At 37.3% G+C, this 17,990-nt stretch carries 11 protein-coding genes and 1 pseudogene; 6 read left to right on the forward strand and 6 right to left on the reverse strand.

The window, feature by feature from the left end:
* Window positions 1-6 precede the first annotated feature (6 nt).
* From IPM47_09795 to IPM47_09805, 3 genes are all read right to left on the reverse strand, one after another.
* Complete coding sequence (locus tag IPM47_09795; protein ID QQS31181.1) at window positions 7-1,338, reverse strand: Type 1 glutamine amidotransferase-like domain-containing protein; 1,332 nt, start codon at window positions 1,336-1,338, stop codon at window positions 7-9.
* Window positions 1,339-1,512: 174 nt separating this feature from the next.
* Window positions 1,513-1,938 (reverse strand): ATP-binding protein, encoded by a 426-nt coding sequence (locus IPM47_09800; GenBank protein ID QQS31182.1) that lies wholly within the window; start codon window positions 1,936-1,938, stop codon window positions 1,513-1,515.
* Window positions 1,925-2,275, reverse strand: coding sequence for an STAS domain-containing protein (locus IPM47_09805; GenBank protein QQS31183.1), 351 nt, complete (start codon window positions 2,273-2,275; stop codon window positions 1,925-1,927). The genes IPM47_09800 and IPM47_09805 overlap by 14 nt, the downstream gene beginning before the upstream one ends.
* Before the next feature lie 1,103 nt (window positions 2,276-3,378).
* Between IPM47_09805 and IPM47_09810 the strand changes: the two are divergent.
* The 5 genes and pseudogenes from IPM47_09810 to IPM47_09830 all read left to right on the forward strand — a co-directional run bounded on the left by IPM47_09810 (window position 3,379) and on the right by IPM47_09830 (window position 10,388).
* Window positions 3,379-3,965: pseudogene (locus IPM47_09810) on the forward strand (LemA family protein).
* 97 nt (window positions 3,966-4,062) lie between these two features.
* Window positions 4,063-4,503: a TPM domain-containing protein gene (locus IPM47_09815; protein QQS31184.1), complete on the forward strand. Its 441-nt coding sequence runs from the start codon at window positions 4,063-4,065 to the stop codon at window positions 4,501-4,503.
* Complete coding sequence (locus IPM47_09820; protein ID QQS31185.1) at window positions 4,481-5,404, forward strand: TPM domain-containing protein; 924 nt, start codon at window positions 4,481-4,483, stop codon at window positions 5,402-5,404. Before IPM47_09815 ends, IPM47_09820 begins: the two co-directional genes overlap by 23 nt.
* 786 nt (window positions 5,405-6,190) lie before the next feature.
* On the forward strand, window positions 6,191-8,647 hold the full coding sequence (locus IPM47_09825) for a cold shock domain-containing protein (GenBank protein QQS31186.1): 2,457 nt from the start codon (window positions 6,191-6,193) through the stop codon (window positions 8,645-8,647).
* A gap of 181 nt (window positions 8,648-8,828) precedes the next feature.
* Window positions 8,829-10,388 (forward strand): TlpA family protein disulfide reductase, encoded by a 1,560-nt coding sequence (locus tag IPM47_09830; GenBank protein ID QQS31187.1) that lies wholly within the window; start codon window positions 8,829-8,831, stop codon window positions 10,386-10,388.
* A 202-nt stretch (window positions 10,389-10,590) separates the two neighbouring features.
* Here IPM47_09830 and IPM47_09835 read toward each other — a convergent pair whose 3' ends face one another.
* Complete coding sequence (locus tag IPM47_09835; GenBank protein QQS31188.1) at window positions 10,591-13,479, reverse strand: CocE/NonD family hydrolase; 2,889 nt, start codon at window positions 13,477-13,479, stop codon at window positions 10,591-10,593.
* 137 nt (window positions 13,480-13,616) lie between these two features.
* On the opposite strand from IPM47_09835, the gene IPM47_09840 reads away from it, so the two are divergent.
* Complete coding sequence (locus IPM47_09840) at window positions 13,617-15,830, forward strand: lamin tail domain-containing protein (GenBank protein QQS31189.1); 2,214 nt, start codon at window positions 13,617-13,619, stop codon at window positions 15,828-15,830.
* A gap of 62 nt (window positions 15,831-15,892) precedes the next feature.
* On the opposite strand, the gene IPM47_09845 is transcribed toward IPM47_09840, so the two are convergent.
* Window positions 15,893-16,432 (reverse strand): RNA polymerase sigma factor, encoded by a 540-nt coding sequence (locus IPM47_09845; protein ID QQS31190.1) that lies wholly within the window; start codon window positions 16,430-16,432, stop codon window positions 15,893-15,895.
* Between the two features lie 174 nt (window positions 16,433-16,606).
* Window positions 16,607-17,977 carry an MBL fold metallo-hydrolase gene (locus IPM47_09850; GenBank protein QQS31191.1) on the reverse strand — a complete coding sequence of 457 codons (1,371 nt, stop codon included), beginning with the start codon at window positions 17,975-17,977 and terminating at the stop codon, window positions 16,607-16,609.
* Window positions 17,978-17,990: the final 13 nt, after the last annotated feature.

Genomic DNA, 17,990 nt, shown 5'->3' on the forward strand with positions numbered 1-17,990 from the left:
AATAAATTATTGTTTGTGAAATTGTATAATTTGATTAGCGCTTGCTGAAGTATATTGCAGAAAATAAACTCCGGAATTTAATGAATTTATATCTAAAATGACCTGATGTTGTTCGGGTACTATATTTTTTAAAACCTGTCCGTTTGTACTTATTAACCGTAAAGTACCAAATGTAGCAGACTTTTCAGACAGTTCTATGGTCAGCATGTTTGTCGCAGGGTTTGGAAAACAGGAAAGGAAAGAGCTTGTAAAAGGCAATTCTGATATATTGGTTCCGATACAAGATTCAGGCTCTGCATCAGCAAGATCGTAAAACTGACCATTATTGACATACCAGTTCTCCCATTCACCACCTGTTCCTGTTTCCCAATCAGATAACCTGAATGAGTAAGAACCTTCAACTGTGCCGGGAACTTTATAAATCAATAAAGCCTGTTGATTTCTGTTCCAGGTTAGAGGTTGTCCTGCAGTACATACTTCAGGCAGATTGGGCAACAGGCAATTTACCTGAATAAAATAAGCATAATCTTCATAAGCCGGAAACTCACCAAAAACAAAGGCGTTGCCATCGGAATCAATACAAACAGCCGTATATTCATTACATGCGATTCCATAAGCAGATATGCCATAATCCTGTGCAATTCGTGCCAAAAAACCAACATGCCTGCCCCTTCGGTCGGGGTTGTTGTAATGGGTATCTGTAATGACATCCTGAAGCAAAGGGTTTTGTAAAAACTCATCTTTGCTAAAAAGCATATTGGCATTGTAGGGATTCAAAAGTGCCTGAGGAGAGACGACATCACCGCTTTCGCGTGTAAAAACCACACTACCCATAATAGCCATGCCGGCAGAAATTCCACCTACAGGTATTTGTTTTTCATTAATCAGATAATTTAGGGTATTTTCAACCGGAGTATCTTTCCAGTAATTTAAAAAGGTTGCCTGATTTCCACCGGCAATCCAAACTCCCTCTGCGTTATTCAATTGGTTGATAATATATGGGTCATTGGAGGCAGAGGGGCTATGACAAACAATGGTTTCAACAGAGTTCAGGGTTACACCTAATTGTGAGAACAGGTAATTGTTGTAATCGTCTCCACCTTCAGTTTTCAAAACGACAATATCTCCGCCACCGGTATGCTCTAAAAACCAGACCATGGCAGAATCATTTTCTGAAGCACCTCCCATCAACGCATAAACCGGTTGTGTGGTGGCAGAAACATCACCCGTATCACCGACTATGTATGAAGTATAGTCCTGACCATAAAGTATCACCGAAAACATAAGCCAGGCAACAGAGCAGCAAGCTTTAAGAAAATTATGAATATGGTTCGTCATAAACTAACAGATTAACTATGCTTGCAAAGTTATACCATTGAGAAAATTAAGCAAACAAAAAACCGGCTAAAAGTAGCCGGTTCATCAATTAGTTATTACAAGTTTTTATTCAAGCAGCTTTTGTCAACATTTCAATATTGAAACTATAAACTGAAAGACGTTTCAAAAAAAGAGCTAAGTTTTCTTAATCCGTTTGCTCAACAAACAGATATTGACTTCGTTTTTGCTGTAAAACTTAACCTTATCCATAATCCGGTTCATCAGTGCCAGTCCCAATCCGCCCCGGTTTTTGTGGCGTAAAGATTCCGCAACTGCATTTCGGGTGGACCAGTTTATTTCGTTTGGCCGAAACTTTCCGACATCCGAAATTTCGACTAACAAATTGTTGGTCCCTATTTCAAGCAATAATTTTAATTTTTTGGTTTCATCGCAATTGTTTCCATGAATGATGGCGTTAGCACATGCCTCATCTACTGCCAATACTATTTGGTTTTTTTCCACATCAGAAATATGAAGTTGCGCCAATTGCTCTCTGACAAAACCGCGAATTTCGCTTAACCGGTCTTTGGAGCAAGATGTGGTAAATTCAATTTTTTTCATAAGAAAGCAACTTCTTGGCATCTTGTTCATTCGAAACTATTTTGAAAATATTGTGTAAGCCGAGTAGCTCAAAAACATTGTAAACTTTTTCGTTCATATCGAAAAAGATAAACGACCCTTTGTTGTCTTCAAAATCATCTTTGTGAGAAATAAAGACTCCTAATCCGGCAGATGAAATATATTCGAGTAGTTTGCAGTCAATTAAAATATTGAATTGTCTGTTTTGGAGCGCTTCGCTAAAAGCTCTGTCAACTTCCATAGAAGAGCCTGCATCTAAATCTCCTGCTATAGATAATTTGAGCATCCCTTCGGCTATCGGGTTTTTTACTATCCTCATACATCTTTATTTTAGAAAGCAAAAATAGATAAAAAAGTTCCATCGCCTTGTTTTTTTTATTGTTTATCGCCTTTTTTACCCAAACTTAACAAAGTTTAAGAATTGAATTTTTTACATTTTGACGTAAATCGAATTTTTCCTAAACCGGCAAAACCAGGAAGAAAGATCTACTCTAAGGTTTTTCGGGCTTAGAACATAAAGAAAATAGTTGCTTTCACAGATTTAAAATCGGGCCGTTGCTTTTACAGCTTATCTTTTCTTGCCTCAAAACTATTTCACAGTAAAACTCCTCCAAAAAATTAATAACATACCCGGTTTAATTGATTTTAAAAGGAATAAAATTGACTTTCTAAAACTTATTGAAACAGTTTTTAACCCATTTCTTACTTCGTTTTTCTTTTATGAAACAAGAAACAACCCATTTCTTACTTCGTTTTTCTTTTATGAAACAAGAAACAACCTATTTCTTACTTCATCTAAAAATAATGAAACTGGAAACGGATCATTTCTTGTTTTATTAAAAACTTTTAAAACAAGAAATGGCCCATTTACTACTTCATTTAAGAATAATGAAGTTGGAAATGCCCCATTTCTTATTCCATTTTCTTTTTTTTAAACAGGAAATCAAGTGTTTCTTATTTCATTTTTCAACAAGGAATTGATAATAATCCTCAAAACTGCCACTTATATTTTTTTTACTAAAACAGGGTTCAGCCAAAAGGCAGCTTAGTTCCTGATGTTAGCCTTGTCAATGAATGATTTTGAGGGATATATCTGTGATAAAGAGAACAAAAACACTAAAACTTGTGATTTGACAAAAAAACTATTTCATTGGCTTATACAAACCTACAAAATAGGGTAAAGACAGTATCAGGCAAGGAGTTAGAAATCAACTTTGCAGCTTGTAACTACCCCCTTTTTGATTTTTTTAAATGAGGATAAAAATTCAGGGAACAGTTTTAAGCTGATTTTGGTTATACCATAAGTAAATTAGTTTTAGATTTGAGTGTTTTCTTAAAATTTGCCTTAGATAAATAAATGGATTTAAGAGAACCTGAAATCCTGCAGAACTTTTTATTTTTACTTTAAAAAACAACTTAACAATGTTAAAAAAAGTCTTTCAAATTTCTGTCTTTTTTGCGGTCATGCTGTTGTTCAATTCTTGTGGGTATAACAAGATGATTGCACTTGATGAAGAAGTAAAATCCGGTTGGGCACAAGTAGAAAATGCTTATCAAAGACGCGCCGATTTAATTCCCAATTTGGTGAATACGGTAAAGGGTGCTGCAAATTTTGAACAAGAAACCATCACCAAAGTAATTGAAGCACGCTCAAAAGCAACCGGAATAACAGTAGATGCCAGTAAATTGACCCCTGAATCTATTCAAAAATTTCAGGAAGCTCAAAACGAATTAAGCGGCGCACTTTCCCGTCTGTTAGTTAGTGTAGAAAGATATCCCGAACTAAAAGCAACTCAGGCTTTTATTGAGTTACAATCACAATTAGAAGGCACAGAAAACCGTATTTCCGTGGAACGAAAAACTTTAATGAAACGGTAAAGGCATATAATACTTATATCAGGAAGTTCCCGTCCAACTTAATTGCAGGAATGTTTAAGTTTGAAGAAAAAGGATATTTTGAAGCCGACAAAGGAAGCGAAAAAGCACCGACTGTTGATTTCGGAAAATAAATACAGCAGCAAGTTTGGTTTATTACTTGTATTTAACTGATTCTCAGTTTTTTTGAGGTATCGGTATTGATGCTTTCTGACTTTCAATTTTCTAAAAATGCTTACTGCTAAAGACTTTTTTTCAAAACAAGAACAAATTGATATCGTTTGTGCCATTCGGGATGCTGAAACCCAAACATCAGGCGAAGTACGGGTACATATAGAAGACAATTGCCCTCAAGAAACGTTAGACCGGGCGGCATCTGTTTTCGAAACACTGGAGTTGCATAAAACAGCACAGCGAAACAGCATTTTATTTTATCTGTCTGTTCAGGATCATAAATTCGCTGTAATTGGAGATGCAGGCATCAATTTATTAGTTCCCGAACATTTTTGGGAAGAGATAAGAGATAAAGTACTAAAGTATTTTTCTGCCAAACAGTATTCTAAGGGTTTAGTAGAAGGCATTACAATTGCAGGAAACAAATTGCGCGAATTTTTCCCATATCAGGAAAACGATATAAATGAACTTCCGGATGAAATTTCATTTGGTGATTAAACGAATTGTTAATCCCGAACTATTGTCAGGAGATGCCATCTTATTGCTGATTTTATCTCATTTCCATAAATTTGCTACCCTAAAACAACCTATGACCAAACTTCAGTTGATGATAAATAACCGATTTTTAACCATAAAAAAGGTTTGGATAATTGTTATATTCACCTTGTTTAATTTGTATGCAGGTTTTGCCGGTTCAATGATACCCGACCGGCCGAACCCGCCGCGTTTGGTCAATGATTTGGCTAATGTTCTCCCTGATGATCAGGAGGCCGCATTAGAAAAAAAATTGGTTGCTTATGATGATTCGACTTCTACTCAAATAGCGGTTGTTACTGTTCAATCGCTGGGCGGTGATGCACCTTACAATTTTGCTCAGGAAATTCTGTCAAAATGGGGTGTCGGGCAGGCCGGAAAAAATAACGGAGTTGTTATTTTGGTTGCACCAAACGAACGTCAAACCTTTATCACCACAGGATATGGTTTAGAAAGCGAGTTGACTGATGCAAGATGTAAACGCATTATTGAAACAGAGATGATACCTTCGTTTCGGAATGGAAATTATTATGAAGGTATTGATAAAGCTACAACCGCTATCATCGGAATTTTATCGGGGTTGTTTGTTCCGGATGATTCGGCAGAAAACAAAAATGCTGATATCTGGATAGCTGTCGCCATATTTTTGATATACATGTTCATTATGATTATGATATCCTATATCAATAGAAACAGGAGAGGTGGTGGAGGCAGAACTTTTAGCGGAAGGGGAGTTAGCGGAACGGGGCCTGTAATTATTCATTGGGGAGATAGTGATTTTGGAAGTTTTTCAGGAGGTTCAGGTTCTTTTGGAGGATTTGGTGGCGGCTCGGGAGGAGGAGGAGGTGCCGGAGGTTCGTGGTAATTCTTTGAATTATTCAAACGTTTTAAGAGGTAAATTGTACTAAAACTTATAAAGCACTTAAATCAAATCAATAACACAGAAACAAGAAAACAGAAAGGTTTGTACAGATATCCGGCAGAATATGAATGATAACATCAAAATGAGCAGTTTTACAAACTTGCAAAATGCTTCGCCTGATTATATACTCAAATTCATCGTTAGCTACCTCTGCATCAGCTAACAAATAATTTCAAATCTAACTATGCTTAACCCCAACTATATCCTTAAGCATATAGATTAGACCTGTAATGTGGTGTTAATTAGTATAAATACAATTTTTCAAAAAAACCTTTAAACCAAATATCACTATTCGGTGTTTAGAGGTTGAATTGGTTAGTATTTTTTGAATTAGAAAAATGCTAACTTTGCAACTGCAATTTGTAGATGTTTGAAAAGATTGCTTTTTGAAAGACAGAAAACAAGAAAACAAACATTAGTAAGTTTTTAAAAACAATATCTTTTTTAAAACAAACTAAGCAATAATGCGGGCAAAATTGCGTTTCTAAAAAAAAACCACAAAAAAAAGCATTAACAAAAAGACCAATTAAATTTTTGAGGCTTCACCCACCTCTTCATACTAATCAGATATGTTGTTACATCAACTTAAAGTAACCAGACTACAGAAATGAAGTAACTAAGCATAAACATATTAACGCAAGAAGCGATTTTCAACTCGCTTGTTTTTTTAGTAGCTCTCAAAGAAGCCATCAATACAATTGGTTGGACAGATTTTTCAAACCAACTAAAATGAGTAAATTAACGACAAATAACCAAATAAATAAAACAACCACATATTACATTGACGCAACGAATGTTTGCTATTGGAGCAACCCCGAAGTTCCTTCATTAGCTGTTCTTTTGAAATTGCTGTTAATTCTCAGAAAAATCAAGAAACAACCGTTCTTTTGTATTTTTGATGCCAATACCGCACATAAGCTACCACCCGATGAAAGGGATATTTACAACTATATGCTCAATAACGGCAATTTTCATCAGGTAAGCGGTGGCAAAAGAGCGGATGATTATATTTTGAGTCTTGCAGACATGTATAATGGAAATGTTATCAGCAATGATAACTATTCAGATCCTAAATACAGCCGTTATCGTTGGAAAGATCGCGATTACCGACCCACCCGCTTATTTATGGGCGAGGTAATTAAAACAACAGATGGAGAACATTTAATGTTGTTCGATCTTGACATCAATGTACGGTTAGACCAATCGGTTTCCGAACTATTCAAAGAATTAGAGAAGGTTCTTAATCCCCCCAAAGTGCATTACAATGGGGTGGTTAAGTTTTACAATAACCAAAGGGGATGGGGAGGAATCACATTTTTGAAAGAAACAGATATTGCTTTTACAAAATCATCAGATTCCAACCTGAGTTTTGAAGAAGGACAGGAGGTTGAATTTAAAATTTCAGAGACAGAAAAAGGACTGTTTGCCGAAGATGTTGTTATTAAGCCTGCAACCATTAAGTTTTTTAAAGGGGTCATTTCAATTTATGACGAGGTAAGAGAAACGGGATTTATCTCAATAGTAGATGGACCCCAGCGGTTGTTTTTCAGAAAATCTTATTTTGATGAGGGCGTTGACAATTCTGTAATTACCAAAAATATGGAAATTGAATGTGTCATTGGTACCAACAGCAAAGGGGAATGTGCCCGTCAGATTAGATTTGTAGCACCGGGTGCAGAAGTGTTGCTAAGACAACAAGAAGAAAAGGTGAAAATTGCTGAAGAAAAAATTAAAAATCTGCAGGAGTTATTGTTGTTGTCCAACAAAAAGCTGAACCAGCAGGCACAAGAACTTATTGTTATCAGAAAAAAGGCAGAATCAGAATTGGAAACCTTAAAAAAGGCATATCAGGAAGAAATCAATGCACTTAAATCTAAAATAAAACCAGAAGTTCAATCGCCGTTGCCTGAAAAAGAAATAGAGAAAAATGTTGAAACTGAGAATAAGCAAAAAACATTAAAAAAGAAACCTTCTAAAAAATCTGTTGAATCAGAACTAAAACTTCCCAAAGAATTAGATAAGCAAGCAAACGAAAAAGAGCAACAACAACCCTCCAAAGCAGCCAACACCATCAATAAAAGTACCAAACAACAAAAGGCAGTTAAAGTGCAAGACCCTGTTCCGGTTTTGATAATTCCCGAAACCAAGACAGAATTAAAAACTGAATTGAACGGAAAAAGTGAGACCATAGTTTTGCAGAAAAAAAAAATGGTAGTACCGGCAAAACAAATAGGAGGAAAGGCATATAGATTAACCAGAGTAGCTTCTGAAATTAACGTTGAAATTGATATTGTTAAAGAGCATCTGAAAAACAAAAACATTGAGGTTGAAAACAGCCCCCATGCAAAAATAGATGAAGAAACTCGACAATTGTTAATCAAAGACTTCAAATCAGTAAAGGCTTTAAAAGAGAAAACTGAACTTATTCATCTCCGAACTTCAAAGAATGTAGTTGAAAAAGTAGTTAAAGAAGAAACCAAGCATCATAAAGTTCAAGCAACCGAAAAAAAAGAATTTAAAATATCTAAACCAGAAAATTACAGCAAAAAAATGACTGAAAAAGACACAAATAAACCAACCGTGAATCCTGAAGAAGGAACAGCTAAAAAGAATGTTAAAACAGGGGGCAAGCAAACAAAAAAAGTAGAATTACCCCTGCCCGAAGAATTTGAAACAGAAGACAAAAGGCTTAATTGGTGGAGTAAATTAGAACCCCAGTGGAAAAAAGCATTCAATGTGGCTATGGGTAATATAGAATCCATCAACAAACCTACTGATGCCGACATATTGAGGTTAGTGTATATGAAGACCTTAGACCTGGACAATACTACTAAGAATACACTGACCTTTAAGTTAACTAATTTGTCGGGAATTAAACACCTAACCAATCTTACTAAATTGAATGTAAGCGGGCATGAACTGGTCAATATAAACGGGATTATGAAACTGATAAACCTGACCGATTTTAATTGCAGCCACAATAAACTTATGTCGCTGAATGGGTTGCCATATCTCGAAAATCTCGAAAGATTAGACTGTTCTCATAATCTACTTAAAGCAGGCAACTTAAAAGCAATTGATTTTAAAATTCCAACTTTGCGAAAATTAGATTGTAGAGTCAACCAATTCTTAGTCGCTGACCGCAAATTTTTAACAGATTTAAGAATAAAGGAAGTACAGTTTTAGTCAGATTTGATGGATATACCACTTGCCGGTATAAAACATTTGACATTGGTTGTCTTTTAGATCAAAAAATCATAAAGACAACATCGGTGATTATTGCTTATTTTGGTCATTTAACACAACCAACTAAAATCATACGATTTTTTCAGTTTTTGTATTGGTCAATTTGAATTAGCCTTTTTTCATGTGCAAATTATTTCGCTTTTTCCCCGGCTTTGTTGCGATTCTTATGACTTTGGTGATTTTAATGCCTCAGACTGCAAACGCTCAAAAAAGGAAGGGTAAAAACAAACAACCTATCAAGCTTACAAATATCGTTGAACCTGATATAGCCCCTATTGTTCCGGTTGTTCAGAGAAAAACACCTCAAACTTTAGTTACCATTTCCGGGAAAATTACGAAAGCTCAGAATGCTTTGATAAGTCTGGATATTCTGGATAATCCAATCAATAATAACATTCTGAGTTTTGCTTCTAAGATTGATAGTACCGGTCAGTTTACCATTCAGCTACCTTTGGAATATCCCACATTCGCCTGGATTTTTCATGCCAACCAAAGTGTACCGGTTTTCATTCATCCGGAAGACGGGTTAACTATTACATTAAATGGGGTTGATTTAGTCAATACCATAAAATATACAGGACGAGGAGCTGAAAACTGCCGCTTAACCACTGAATATTACCGTAAATTTAACCGTGCTACCCAGCGAAGCATTACTACCCAAAAAATGAGCGAGTTATCGCCGGAAGATTTTATCATTTACGCCAACGATTTAAAAAAACAAAAGCAGCAGTTGCTGAGTGATTTTAAAGAAAAAAACATAATTACAGCCCTTTGCGAGAACTTTGTCAAAGCTCAGATTTTAGCAGAATGGGCAGCGGTTTTGATGGATTTTCCGGTTGCATACAGTTTCAAAACCAATGAAATCTCCCCCGTTTTACCAGACGGATATTATGATTTTTTGAGCGAAGTTGATTTTAATAACGAAGAAATCATGCAGTTGAATGTCTATACAGATTTTCTGCTCAAGTATGTAACGCATAAATTTAACAAGTCAATAAACAGGGCAACTTACAATCCCGAAAACTTTTATGCCGATAAATACGAGTTTGCAAAAAAAATACTGAGTGGAAAAGCGCTCTATTTTGTTCAGGCCATCAGCATCGCCGATGCTTGTACTTACAGTAAAGTAGAGTTAATGGCACCAAAATTTGATGAATTTATCATCGCCTGTCCTTTTGGCAATTTCAATCAGGCCCTTGCTGAAATTTTTGACCAATCTTATAAAATCAGAGCCGGTCAACAAGCACCCGATTTTACGCTGACCAATTTGAATGGCGATACTATAACCCTCTCTCAGTTAAGAGGTAAAGTCGTATATGTTGATTTTTGGGCTACCTGGTGTGGACCTTGTATTAAAGAGTTCCCGTACTCAGAGAAGTTGAAAAAAAGGTTTAGTCATAAAAATGTGGCGTTTGTCTATATTTCTGTTGATGAAAGTCAGGAAGTTTGGGCAAACTACCTTAGAACTAAAGATATCAGCAGTGATACCAGTTTACATTTGTTAGCAAGTGCATTAGAATCTGATGCCGGATTTCAATATAATGTAAAAGGGGTTCCTCGTTACCTGATAATTGATGCTGATGGAATTATTGCAGACAGCAATGCCAAAAGACCAAGCGATATGGGTATTATTTCAGACCTCGAAAAAGTATTGTCCAAGTCGCCTTTAAAGCAGAATTAGTTTGATAAACAGAACAAAAAAGGTCCCTTATAGAGACAAATTCTTTTGTTAAAGCATCGGTTATTCTAATAGGAGGAATTAAAAATGCTTGAACTGCCTGGGTAACTTAAGTCATTTGAATTACCACAAGAACTCTGTAGTAAAACTCTCTAACAAAAAAAACGATGAACCCGAATAAGAGTTCATCGTTTTTTTTTGATATCTATTTAACCACTGTAACCTTTTGCATGGACGATTCTCCGGTATCTTGATTAGTAACAGTTACAATATACAAACCCGGGTTAAAGTTGCCGAGATGAATGCTGATTGCATCCGAAAACTGAGCATGATAAACCGATTGACCTGCAAGCGTATTTATAGAAAGTTGATAATTTGCAGTTTTCGATGGATAAATACTCAGCAATTCATTGGCAGGATTTGGGTAGGCTAAAATTGTAAATGCATTAGGTTTGTTGTTTGGCGCGGGATTTATGCCGGTAATACTACCATTGGTCAATACCGGTAAATCTATATTGGTTGGATATTGGGGGGAGAAATGCAGCCTTTGTACGGCAGTGCGGGGAGTCATTTCAACACCATTGAAAGTATAAGTTCTGCCATCGCCGGGTTTACGTCTGAAGTATTCTCCATCTTCTATTGGAAGATTGGGATTTACCTGATAACGGGTATAATTGCTGCTGCTGATTAGAATTTTTATCCGGTGGTTTTTCCCCCAAACATACCCTATGGGTTGCATGGCGAATTTGTATTCATAAACCTGTCCGATTTCAATGTTGGTAAAAGGAGCTTCGTCATTTTCAAGCCCTTCGGCAATAGAACGGGCATATTCCCGAGCGCGGGCATTGATACAGCCTTCAAACACAAATAATTCTCTTCCGTCCGGATAAACATCTAAAACACGAACAAAAAAGTCAGTATCAGTAGGACCGCTCATGGTTCCTCCGGGATTTGTTTTGGCATAAAGTGTGAATACAGGATTTCCTATAATGGCTAAAGAATCTTGTATGGCCTCACTGATGAAATGCACTACACCTTCCCGATCCATAGAATAAGGGGCGTAACGGGAATCCGCAAGATCTAACTGACCTTGACTGTCGCGATCGTCCTGAGGAGTACGTACAATCATGTTTGCGCCTCCTATGGTTAAAATAGGATCGTCCGGATCATGAACATACATTTTAACACCTTCGTCAGTTGATGGGGGTGTTAAATCAATGGAACCGTCCTGATGTAAATACATTTTTTGATTTTCTATACTCTCGCTGGGGGGAAAAGTTTCTGAGCCTCGCCAATAGTTTCCAACGTTTTCATTTTCGGGAACACCATCGTTAACCGGCCCAACTACATAAAACCTGACGGCAGGAATATTAGGAAAATCCTGAACAGGGATACTGTTAAGTTCTATACCGTCTAATCCATTGATTAAGGGTTCATCTAAAGTCGGAATGGCTACATTAAGAGTAATGTTTCCACCCGAAGGTAGTGTCAGTTCAACAGGAACTGCATCTAACCCGCCTGCTCCGTTGATAAAATTAAAAAAGTCAAGAAAATCAATCCGGTATTCACTTGCAGGAACTCGGACTTGTAATTGCCCTAAAGAACTATTAACAGTTTGCCACATTTGGCTTGCCGGAATACGAACCCGTGGTTCGCCAATATTCGCAAAATTGTTATAGTTCAGATTGTACCTGAACCAACCGATAAGTTCAGAATTGATAATAGCTGAAACAGGGATATTGTCTATGTCAATATCGCTGATATCTATTTTGGTGAAATCGGCAACATTTTCCTTGTAGGTTAAATCTCCGGTAGTTCTGCTACCTATTGTTTGATGTGCCCACGGGCCTATAATTATTTTTTGAAGTTGGCGATTAGTTTGGCCGATATGCTGTCTGGTCAAACGATGAGTTTCTATCTGACCATCGTTGAATATGTCCCACCATCCGGTTACATGGTAAACAGGAACTTCCAGATTTTCATACCTACTATGTTCACCGGCAATATCACCTTCTCCTGTTGCATTAACAGGAGCACGGCTTGCATCCATATCGCCCCGCAATCTTCCGTTTGGATAATAGCTGCAAACCCCATTGTTGTATCTTACACTGACAAAATGATCAATTGCAAGATTTGCTGCATCAAACATATTGGTTAATCCATAATCGGCAGAAGTATGGATATTGTTGTTGAGATCGGTGTCTATATCAATAAAATCATCTTCAGTTCCACTAAAAATTTGTCCTCTGAGCCAGCCGGTTACCAATCTGTCCCGGAAAACACCGTTTTGATATCCTGTACATTTATAATGTTCGCTGGCTGCAACGATTGGCATGAGGCATTTAAGACCTCGGGTCATTGGGTCAATTCTATGGGCTAAGGCAGATTGCAACTGTGTGTTTCCCAATGCCGATGCGCCAAACATACCGACACTTCCATTACAAAGTAAATCGGTAAAATCAGGAATACCATCTGTATCTATATCATAAGAATAGGTCAGGCTATCAGTAATGAATTTAATGGAATTGTATCCATCTTCGTGAAAGTTGCCGTTTCGAGGATCATCCAGTTCTGTGATGTCCAAAACATGTTTGATGTCCGGATGATAAGGATCCTTACGCCATCCATCGCTATACATAGGTAAGTAAACACCTCCTGAAGAATACCGCCCTCTCATGTCTTGCTGACAATATCCATAGCCCATCACCGAAACAACCGAGCCTACAATATCTTCTCCTTCTTTGTCATAAGGTGTGCGGGTTAAAATGATAGGTACGCGGTAAGGGTTGTCGTTGGGTTCACCGTTCAGGGTTTCATAAATGATATACCAGGTGCCTTTGGGCAAGACTTGCAATTTTCCGGACACACTTCCTAAAATTGGCACATTCATATTAAGGTTAATGACCAGTGAATCCCTTAAAATTGGCAAGGTAATGTCGGTCATCAATTGAGTGCCATCGGGCATAGTAAATGGAACGGTTATTTTAGAGGACAACTCACGGATATCTTCAATTTCGCCATTCGGACTAAATTGTGCTGTAAGGAATTGAACACAAAACAGACAACAAAGTAGGGTTGTAATTACTTTTGTCATATACCTAACTTTTTTTGTGATAAAAGAAGCAAACCGATAAGTACAAATATGGGTTGTAAGTTAAGTAATTTTTTCGACATCAAAATTATTTAACAAAATTCAAGTAATCAAATATCCAACTTTAATTGCCATTTTTTATGAAGCCAGTTTTTACCACTTTTCTTGCCCTGTGTTTTTGTTTTTTTTCTCTTAAAGTTTATTCACAACCTTATTATTACACCCCAAACATCAGCAATATTTTTAGTATGCATGGTTGTGGAGGTTGCCATCCCAATTCAGGCGGTTTAAATATCAGTTACAATGGTTTGTTTTCGGGCGGTAGCAGTTGCGGACAGGCGGTTATTCCATTTAATGCGAATGGTAGCCCGCTCGTTACTAAAATTGATCCGACTATCCCAAACTGCTCAGGAGGAAATATGCCTCCTTCCGGAAGTGTGAGTGCTGCCAATATTGCCATAATTAAAGAATGGATAAATTCGGGAGCTTTACGCAATAATACTTCAAGCTGTGAAGACTTACTTATTTCTGCTTATATGGAAGGTTCATCATTCAATAAATATCTTGAAATTTATAACGGCACCGGCGCAACTATAGATTTATCGGCTTATAGTGTACGGATTTACAGCAATGGTAGTACAACGGTAAGTAGTACAGTACCATTATCAGGCATGTTAAATCACAACAGTTATTTATTGATAGCACATCCGAGCGCCGATTTAGCCGGTCTTACCCCTGATATTACCTCTTCTAATTTAAATTTTAACGGAAACGATGCAGTCGCCTTGTTCAATGGCGCTTATAATGTGGATGTGTTTGGGCAAATAGGAGTGAACCCCGGAGATACAGGTTGGGCAAATGCAGCATGTTTTACAACCGATCAAACCTGGATAAAATCCGATTTGGGTGCTACATGCATCTATAGTGCTTTTTCGGGCAATACAGATTTTAATCCCGTTTTGAGTTCTTTATATACCTGCTTTCCAAATAATGAAGCCTCAGCCTTTCATACTTATGTCGAGTGTAATTTGCCGGATGCCATTCCTCTGCCGGCTATAAACTATGCTTGTGATCCCTTTTTAATAGGCCCAAAATTTTTGGAAGCTCCCAGCGGTGGTATTTATGTCTATCGAATCTACGATGCTCCTGTGGGGGGGACTCTTATTAATAGCGGACTTACCTTTTATCCGCCTGCTTTAGGCACTTATTATATGGCTTTATACGAACCCGCAACGAATTGTGAAGGTGAAAGGCATCAGTTTGAAATAATCCTTCTTCCTTCGCCTTCCGTCCAATATTTAGAACAAAATTGCTACATTAGTAGTATGACCTATAGTTTAACGTTTTCAGTTTCGGGTATTTCTATTAATTCTGTTTTTGATGCAGTAATGAATATGCCAATTTTTCTGAACGAATCAAATGAAGGCATAGTTACCAATGTTCCATTCTACGATAATGTAACGCTTCGCATAAATGATTCGGGCTGTACTTTTTACGATACCTTTACTAATTCTTCATGCACAACTCCGCCTTGCCCTACAATCAACTATCCAACCGGAACTACGGGAATGGTAAGCGTTTATGACGGACAGGATTATACCTTGTCGGCTTTGGTGACCAACCCTGAATCAAGTAGTGCCACATATTGGTCAAATGGACAATTTGGAAACAGCATAACTTTAACTGCCAACAATACCGGTTTTTGCGAAGAGCAACAATATTACTTTTACGCTGAGTTATGGGATATTCCATCCGGCTGCGCTCCCGCAGCTTTACCGTTTAACGTAACAATATATCCCGACCCCTTTGAAAGTGCCCGCCTTGTCATAAATCCTGCCGATACCTGTACTGTCAGTGTTGAGGTTTGTTCACAGGTTGGAGAATATGAAGTAAATGTTTTGGGATATACTATCAATGGGGGAGCGCTTCAATCAGGAGATTCATATACTGCCTTAGCGGGTGAAACTTCAACTCTCAGTTTTGAAATTGAAGTAACAGATCCGGAGAATAATACGAATACTTATACTTTGGAAACTGAGCTTGATTGCCCTGCAGTTATTGGTGTTGACCCTGCTATTGAAAATAGAACTGCACTTTCTATTAAACATATAGCATGGTCACCAAATACCGGTTGGGAGCTTTTTTATTTTTTACCCGAAACCGAATCAGGAATGTTAGACTTGTTTGTTTACAACTCAGCCGGAAGTTTGATTTATCGCCAGACATTTGAGGCAATTATACCGGGTCAGAACCGCCATTTGCTTCAGGTTCCGGATCTATCATCAGGTTTGTATATGGTTCAACTTTCGGGGGCTACTCAAACCAAAGTCTATAAGTGGTCAAAGTTTCACTAAAATAAAAAAGCGTGTGGTAAAACAACCACACGCTTTTTTATTCTGCTTTAAGTGAACGATGATCAGTTCAACGAGTATTCTACCTTTTTACCGGTACGGTTAATATAAGGTCTGAGTTCTTCTGCGAGGCGTTTGCGAATCCAAAAAATACGGCTTTTGATTGTTCCAAGAGGAACATTCAGCGCATCTGCTATTTCCTGATACTGATAGCCCTGTACGTTCATTAACAGCGTGGTTTGATAAGCTTTTGGTAAACGTGCAATTGCATGATTGATGTCTTCAATTGTTAAATCCGAGTCTCCGCTGTTAAAAGTAGTATGAGAAACATTCATTTGATACAACTGCTCAACCGGATCTACAAGGGTATATTTGCGAGTAGCTTTTTGTCTGTATTGATTAATGAAAATATTTTTCATGATAACCAATAACCATGATTTTAGATTGGTGTTATGTTTAAAGTTATCCTTATACCTGAATGCTCTGGTCATTGTATCTTGAATCAAGTCTTCGGCATCAATCATGTTTTTAGTCAAACTGACAGCATAGGGTTTTATGGTGTCGTAGAGTCGAACAACTGCGGTATTAAATTCTTCCGATGACATAAAAAAGTTGGGTTGTTTTAAGATTAAGTGGCAATTGGTTTTTTAAAATGGTATTTGTTTTTTGAAAAAACCATTTTGTTTATATAGAGTAGGCAGTTTGTGGTTTTTAGTTGCCTTCCCCGAATATATTTGTATCAGATTTGTCTTAAGACTTTCAGTTTGTGCAAAAAATATTTAATTAACGGTTTCTGTATTTGTTATTTTAGAATTAAAAGTTTTGACAGCTTCGCTGAGGTCAAAAACTTCTTGTTCGTCACAAAATTCATGTTGTAAGATGCTCGCACCAACAGCAGATCGGGACCCACCGGCACAATGAACAACAACGGGTTTGTCGGTTGGAATTTCTTTAATTCTTTCTCGCAACTCGTAAAGAGGAATTTGAATAGCTGATTCAAAAATTTTATTTTCAGCTTCTTTTGGGTTTCTGACATCTAAGATTGTGTAATCTGAAAGGTACTCTTCAAAATTGGCCATATTTATTGACGGACTTTGACTATCACAGTTTTCAGGGTTAACAATAGTTCCTGTAATATAAGATTCGTAACCAATTTTAGCTGCTCTTTTGACTGCCATTTCTACTTCTTCAGTAGTTGAACCAACGAGGTAGAAATTTTCTCCCGGGGCAACAATTGAACCAAGCCATGTTTCAAATTTACCTTTAACTTGTATATTGATAGCACCTTTTATATGCCCTTTTTTAAATTCCTCCTGAGGTCTGACATCAATGACCAGATTATTTTCTTTTATCTTAGTATCTGAAGGTAACTGAGGCACTTGTGCAATACTTGCTTCAAAACCACAAGCTCCTTTTTTGTTCAGGTCAACATTATAACCGAAGTATTTGGGTATAAAAGGTTGTTCAGCCAACAGAATATTAACAAATTCCTCAGCTTCCATTTCCTGCAAAGCGTAATTAGATTGCAATTGTTCTTCTAATGTGCTGCTTAGATTTTCACTTAGATTTTTACCGCATAAACTACCTGCTCCGTGTGCTGGAAGTATGGCAATATGTTTTGGCAAAGGCATAATGCGCTCGCGTGTGCTGTGAAACATTTGCAAGGCCAATGCTCTTTTAGTAGCCGTAATATTGCCGGCGTTTTCGCGCAAATCAGGACGGCCGACATCACCAATAAACAAGGTATCACCAGTAAACAAGGCTAAGTCAGTGCCTTCTTCGTTGCTCAATAAAACACAAATACTATCCGGTGAATGTCCCGGAGTGTTGATGGCACGCAAAAACGTTTTCCCAATAGTAATAATGTCTCCGTCATCAAAAGTCTCGTGAGGATAAGTAGCTCCGACCAATTCGCTCACATAAATGGTTGCCCCTGTTGCTTTAGCAATTTCATAATGACTGCTTACAAAATCGGCATGGGGATGTGTTTCAATAACGGCGACAATATTTGCATGATGTGCCTGTGCGAATTCATAATAAGGATTCGGGTTTCGCCCCGGATCTATTAATGCAATTTCTCCTTCGCTTAATATCAGATATGAAGCGTGAGCTAATTGTTTGTCGTAAAATTGTTCTATTTTAAATTTCATGTGTCAAAGGTAT

The sequence above is a fragment of the Sphingobacteriales bacterium genome, from assembly GCA_016700115.1.
Lineage (GTDB): Bacteria > Bacteroidota > Bacteroidia > Chitinophagales > UBA2359 > UBA2359.